Raw genomic sequence first — 6000 nt, 5'->3', positions numbered from 1 at the left:
TTCCGTCCCGTGTCTGTGGATGCGCATTATAGGGATCTTGAAAAGGTAAGCAAGCGTTTTATTGCAAATAAATCATTATTTTTAGTATTTAAAAAAATTTGTTTAAATAACAAACAAACGCATGCCTTTTTGCTTATTATTTACTCACACCAGCGCTTACTTGCTTGGTGATCAATTTTTAAATGGTCCATTACTCTCGCCACCATGAAATCTTGTAACTCTTCAATAGTTGTTGGTTGATGATAAAAACCAGGAGCTAAAGGCATAACAGTGGCTCCTAGTTCAGAAAGAGTGAGCATATTTTTCAAATGTAAGGTGGAAAAAGGCGTTTCTCTTGGCATTACAATTAACTGCCCTCTCTCTTTAAATACAACATCGGCTGCACGTTCTATTAAGTTATTTGATAAACCTTGTGAAATTGAAGCAAGTGTTCCGCAACTACAAGGGCAAACAACCATTTTTTTAGGCGCTGACGATCCTGATGCGACAGGAGAAAACCAGTCTTTTGACGTTAATGCCGTAATTTGTCCTTGTTTACTATTAAAGCGAGTGATCAAAAATTCATTCAACGCTACAATATCGACCGGCCAGTCTTCATCGACTTCGGTTTTTAATACTATTTGTGCCGCTTCAGATAAAATTAAATATACTTTCACGTTTGCATTTACCATTGACTGTAATAAACGTAAAAAATAACCACTGCCAGAAGCCCCCGTTACACCTAAAGTAACGGTATCGTTATATTGCATAGTCATCTATATGTTCATCCTATAATTTGTCTAATAATTTTTGGTGAATATTCGCAAATCCACCATTACTCATGATCAATATATGATCGCTAGGTTTAGCGTGCTTAACTAATTGATCCACTAAGTTATCTATATCAGTTTCAATATTTACTGCTTTACCTTGTTCTGCAAACAACTCTTTCATAGACCACTGAATACTTTTATCTTCAAAACAATAAACACTATCCGCTAAAGCTAATGAGTTAACTAATGCTTCTTTATGTATACCTAATTTCATCGTATTTGAACGTGGCTCTAACACTGCAATAATTCTTTCGTTGCCCACTTTCGCACGAAGACCTGCTAAGGTTGTTTTTACTGCGGTAGGATGATGGGCGAAATCGTCATATACTGTAATATTGTTAATTTTGCCTTTAATTTCCATGCGACGTTTAATACTTTTAAATTCGGCCAATGCTTGAATAGAGATCTCAGGCGTCACGCCAACATGTCTAGCAGCAGCAATCGCAGCTAATGCGTTATCAACATTATGGTCACCCATTAAATTCCAATTCACTTGACCTTGTTTATCTCCGTTTAGGTTTACTTCAAACTGAGTACCGTCTTCTTTGACCTTTTGCGCAGACCAATTTTCACCTAAATATTCTACCTCACTCCAACATCCCATATGTTTAACAGACATTAACGCTTCATCTTTATTGGGAATAAATACACGCCCACTACTAGGCACTGTTCTCATTAGGTGATGGAATTGTTTTTTGATTGCATTCAAATCATCAAATATATCGGCGTGGTCAAATTCAAGATTATTTAAAACTAATGTTCTTGGATGGTAATGCACAAACTTAGAACGTTTATCAAAAAATGCACTATCATATTCATCAGCTTCAATAACAAAAAATGGTGTTTCACCTAGACGAGCAGATAAACCAAAATTCTCTGGCACACCACCAATTAGAAAACCCGGTTGCATATTGGCAAACTCTAAAATCCAAGCGAGCATACTAGAGGTTGATGTTTTTCCATGCGTGCCTGCAACTGCTAATACCCAACGGTCTTTCAAAACATGTTCTAACAACCATTGCGGGCCTGAAATATAAGGTATTTGTTTATCTAATACCGCTTCTACGCAAGGGTTTCCACGGCTCATTGCATTACCAATCACCACAAGATCAGGTTTACAGTCTAATTGGCTTGGGTCAAAGCCTTGAATAAGTTCAATCCCTTGCTCTCCTAACTGCGTGCTCATTGGTGGATAAACATTTTTATCTGAACCAGTGACTTTATAACCTAAGGATTTAGCAAGGATCGCAACACCGCCCATAAATGTGCCGCAAATACCAAGAATATGAATATGCATGTAACCTCAATATTAGAAATAGGAATAATATAAGGGATGTTATCAAATATTAAACTTAAGTGATTGTAAGAAAATTAAAAATTGGCAATAAAAAAGGCGAGACTCATTATGAGACTCGCCTTTCAGCATTCTTTTTAATAAAGTTTAAGCTATATACTTAACCTTCAAATGCAGCTTGTAAGAAAGGAATAATTTGTTTTTTACGACTAACAACACCTGGTAATTCAAACATATGATCGACCACTGTGCTGTTTAAAGCTTTTGCTACTTTTTCTGCATCTTTAGAGATGATTAAAGCAGTTGTATCTAGCTTATTGATATCAGTTAGTAACACAATCGTAGAATGATAACCTTTATCTGCTTGTAATTGCCCCATTTCTATCAACATTTCACCTTTTTTAGAAAATGCTGTTTCTAATGAAGTTAACTCTAATTGACCAATGGCTAACTTCTCACCGGCCATTTCAAATACCTTTTGGTCACGAAGAATAAGATCAGCAGCAGACTCAGCAGTAATATCTGATTTAGCTTCGAATTGTGCTTCAGCAAATGCTTGAATATCACTTACACCAGCAATTTCAGCGAGTTCTTTAGCAGCAACAACATCCATATCAGTACAAGTAGGACCTTGAAAGTTTACCGTATCAGAAATAATTGCGCCCATCATCATTTTGGCAACTGGTGCATCAGGTACTTGGTTATTAAATTTATACATATTGTAAACAATTGTAGCACTACAACCGACAGGCCAAATCCAACATTCTAAAGGTGTCGATGTGGTAATGTCGCCTAATTTATGATGATCAACAATCCCTAAGATCGTTGCTTTTTTCATATCAGCAGTACCTTGGCCCCAATCTGAATAATCAACTATAAAGATCTCTTCGCCCGCTACTTCAGTACGTATTTCAGGTTGTGGTAAACCTGATTGCTGTAATAAGAATAATGCTTCAGGATTGGGCTCACCTTGTAAAGCCGGGGTTGCTGATTTGCCCATTTTATTAAATAAACTTGCAAGGCCGATAGCACTACATAAGCTATCACAATCTGGGTTTTGGTGTCCTAATACAATCATCGGTATATCCACTATGTTATTAAATAAGTTAATTGGGGTTGGTCATTTCAATTATCAGCAGAATACCTGATTCTACTGATAATTTTAAGCATAAATTGTTATCTTGATTTAGTATGGCTTTAATTTCAAGGTTTCGTTTTTAGTTAGCAGCCTATATTTAATAAAGCCATTAAACTCATACCCTCTATAAAACAGTATTTTGCCACACCGATAAATTAAATATTGTTTTTGATACAAAAGACAAACGCTTGGAAGAGAGTATATCCACTGAAAATTATCTAATACCCGTTGCTCTTCTCGTTGTTTATATTCTAATGCTCTTATTTGTTTTTGTTCAAACACTTGGTTGTTAATTAATGTATTACTTTGAGTAATAGAGACTTCACCTGCAAAAATATTAAGGCTAAAGGATGATAAAATCATCATCGCTATTAGCTTATATTTAGATAGAAACCTACAAAATAAAAATATCATGGAGTAATTATACACCGTTCCCATGATTAAAAATATCCGTAATTAGACACTGCCCATATGCAAAGCAGCACTCATGGAACCCTCTAGTACTATAGTAGTAGGTTGTTAATGAGGTGTTCCTTATGATCTTAATCCAAGATATGTTATAACCTACATTATCAGCAAAAAACGTCTCAAATATATTTTTCACTACAATTAACAACATTGGCTCAGGTAATGAAATTGAGTAGACTGATAATCCATTTCACAAATTAATAGCATTACAACACTTAACAACACTATTATGGTTTATTATTAATTACATTTTTTAATAGGAGTTTTATATGCTGCGTTTTATTACCCCACTTTTATTATGTTCCTTTCTATTTGCCTGTACGGCGACTCCAGTGTCTGACTATGCTCTAAGCCATGACTTCTCTCAATATAAAACATTTACTTTTGTTACTTCACCTGAGAAGAGTGTATCAAGCATTGATAGCAAACGAATAGAAAATGAAACCGCAGCCCAACTGAAAGTAAAAGGGCTTAGCCAGACAGAAACACAAAGTGCTGACTTACAAATAAACTATCGGCTAGAAATGACTACAGAGATCGAATCTAATGGTGGTACTTTCGGTTTTGGGATTGGCCTCGGTCGAGCGGGCATTGGTATGAGTACCCCCTCTAGTTACAATGAAAACCACTATAATAAACTAGTACTTGAGTTTATAAACCCTGCTAGCAAATCGATAATATGGCAGTCTATTTCTCAAAATAAATTGACTGAGACAATGTCAGCACAGCAACGAAATGATTTTATTGTTAAAGAAATTACCCTAATGCTCAGCGATTACCCACCACAAACTAAATAATCTTAGTTCAGGGTAATTAAAATAATCTAATAGCTTTTTTGTGCAGTGTTTGGAGTTACTGTAACAACAATACTGTGCAATCAAACCACTTAATCAAAGGTTTTTCCTTTAAATAGTGAGAAGTAAGAAAAATTTACACCAGATAGAAAGCATAAACTGGAAATTTAACGAGTATATTAACGTATACTCTTTAATGTTGCATTCCCCTATAATATTAAATAAAACAACCTAATGCGTACCAATTTAAGCTTTAAATGAGTTGATGCGATCGACATAAAGGAAGTTATTATGAATATTCCAAACTCTATTCCTCAATCTAGATATGGCATGCCAGCTGCAGATCAAATATTAGTAAATCGACATTACATCATTGGATATTCATATTATTTTAGACAAGCAAAATGGGCCCTTGAAATCATCAGCCCTAATAACCCAAGTATCACACGTGTCGACAATTTTCGTCCTGATTTTCGAATTCCAACGTTATTCCGAACCGATCTCATTGACTATCGAGGGTCTGGTTATGACCGAGGACATCTCGTTGCAAGTATGAATCAAAAGGTCGATGAGCTCCAAAACAGTGAGACTTTCCTGTTATCAAATATGTCTCCACAGGCACAACAATTCAATAGAGGGATTTGGAAAAACTTAGAGTCAGATGTGCGAAGGCTTAATGAAAAAGCAAGAATTTTTGAAACCTATGTCATTTGTGGACCCATTTTCTATTTCGACCAACCCGTTCAAAGTATCGGGACCAATGACGACAATAATGTATCGATTCCTATCCCCAATGCTTATTTTAAATCAGTATTAGTTGAAACCAATCGAGGCAGTTTAAATATGTGGTCGTTCATAATACCAAACGTATCAACAGATCAACCAACAGACACTTTCAGAGTACCAACTAGTAAAGTTGAACAATACACTGGCATCAAACTATGGAGTGAATTGCAAGGACGCAATATTGAAAGGGAAAAAGAAAGAGTACGTAAGATGTGGTAACAATTTATCTCTGCAAAATACCAAAAGGCAATGAAACATCATCGTTGTTTTAAAGGTATCACTATAAATAAGTTTAATTTTTGAATATGAGTCAAAGTTAATGACTCTCTCCGACTTTTCTTAATAGATAGCTCAATCCCTCTAACAGCAAGTAATTCTTCAACATCGGAAAGGCTCAATGTAAAACAATGATAAAGTTGTACTGTATGGGCGATTATTTGAACTGGTTCAGATAACAATTACCAAGATGATTTTCCAGCACCAGTGATTCAGAAGATAAGAGAATATTGAAAGTAGATGTACGGTGTCAGACTTAGCCAAAATCGAATAGCTTTATAAAGAAACAGTCTAAAATTTACTAAGTCGGCATGTATCCTAAACGGAGCCAAGAAGCGAAGTCAATAACGCCCCAATAGTGAGTTAAATGCCTAAACCATGTAGCCAAATTTAATTGACTACAACAGTTATGGTTGTTTTATGCCAAAGTAT

At 35.5% G+C, this 6000-nt stretch carries 6 protein-coding genes; 2 read left to right on the top strand and 4 right to left on the bottom strand.

Annotated features, from left to right (window positions below; genetic code table 11):
- Positions 1-140: 140 nt before the first annotated feature.
- The 4 genes from GQR44_RS13985 to GQR44_RS13970 form a co-directional block, all read right to left on the bottom strand.
- The gene (locus GQR44_RS13985) at positions 141-755 is read right to left on the bottom strand and encodes a flavin prenyltransferase UbiX (RefSeq protein ID WP_277344386.1); all 615 of its coding nucleotides are present in this window, start codon (positions 753-755) and stop codon (positions 141-143) included.
- Positions 756-768: 13 nt separating this feature from the next.
- On the bottom strand, positions 769-2109 hold the full coding sequence (gene mpl, locus GQR44_RS13980) for a UDP-N-acetylmuramate:L-alanyl-gamma-D-glutamyl-meso-diaminopimelate ligase (protein WP_166372371.1): 1341 nt from the start codon (positions 2107-2109) through the stop codon (positions 769-771).
- Between the two features lie 157 nt (positions 2110-2266).
- Positions 2267-3184, bottom strand: a complete 918-nt coding sequence (locus tag GQR44_RS13975; protein ID WP_166372370.1) for a manganese-dependent inorganic pyrophosphatase — start codon at positions 3182-3184, stop codon at positions 2267-2269.
- Between the two features lie 108 nt (positions 3185-3292).
- Positions 3293-3610, bottom strand: a complete 318-nt coding sequence (locus tag GQR44_RS13970; RefSeq protein WP_166372369.1) for a hypothetical protein — start codon at positions 3608-3610, stop codon at positions 3293-3295.
- A gap of 371 nt (positions 3611-3981) precedes the next feature.
- Here GQR44_RS13970 and GQR44_RS13965 point away from each other — a divergent pair, with 371 nt between their 5' ends.
- Together GQR44_RS13965 and GQR44_RS13960 are read left to right on the top strand one after the other, a co-directional pair.
- Positions 3982-4509: a DUF4136 domain-containing protein gene (locus GQR44_RS13965; protein WP_166372368.1), complete on the top strand. Its 528-nt coding sequence runs from the start codon at positions 3982-3984 to the stop codon at positions 4507-4509.
- 288 nt (positions 4510-4797) lie between these two features.
- Positions 4798-5511, top strand: a complete 714-nt coding sequence (locus tag GQR44_RS13960; RefSeq protein ID WP_346774360.1) for a DNA/RNA non-specific endonuclease — start codon at positions 4798-4800, stop codon at positions 5509-5511.
- Positions 5512-6000 lie beyond the last annotated feature (489 nt).

Source organism: Psychromonas sp. SA13A, from assembly GCF_011378715.1.
Classification (GTDB): Bacteria; Pseudomonadota; Gammaproteobacteria; order Enterobacterales; family Psychromonadaceae; genus Psychromonas.
This window is presented reverse-complemented; position numbering and strand designations above follow the sequence as displayed.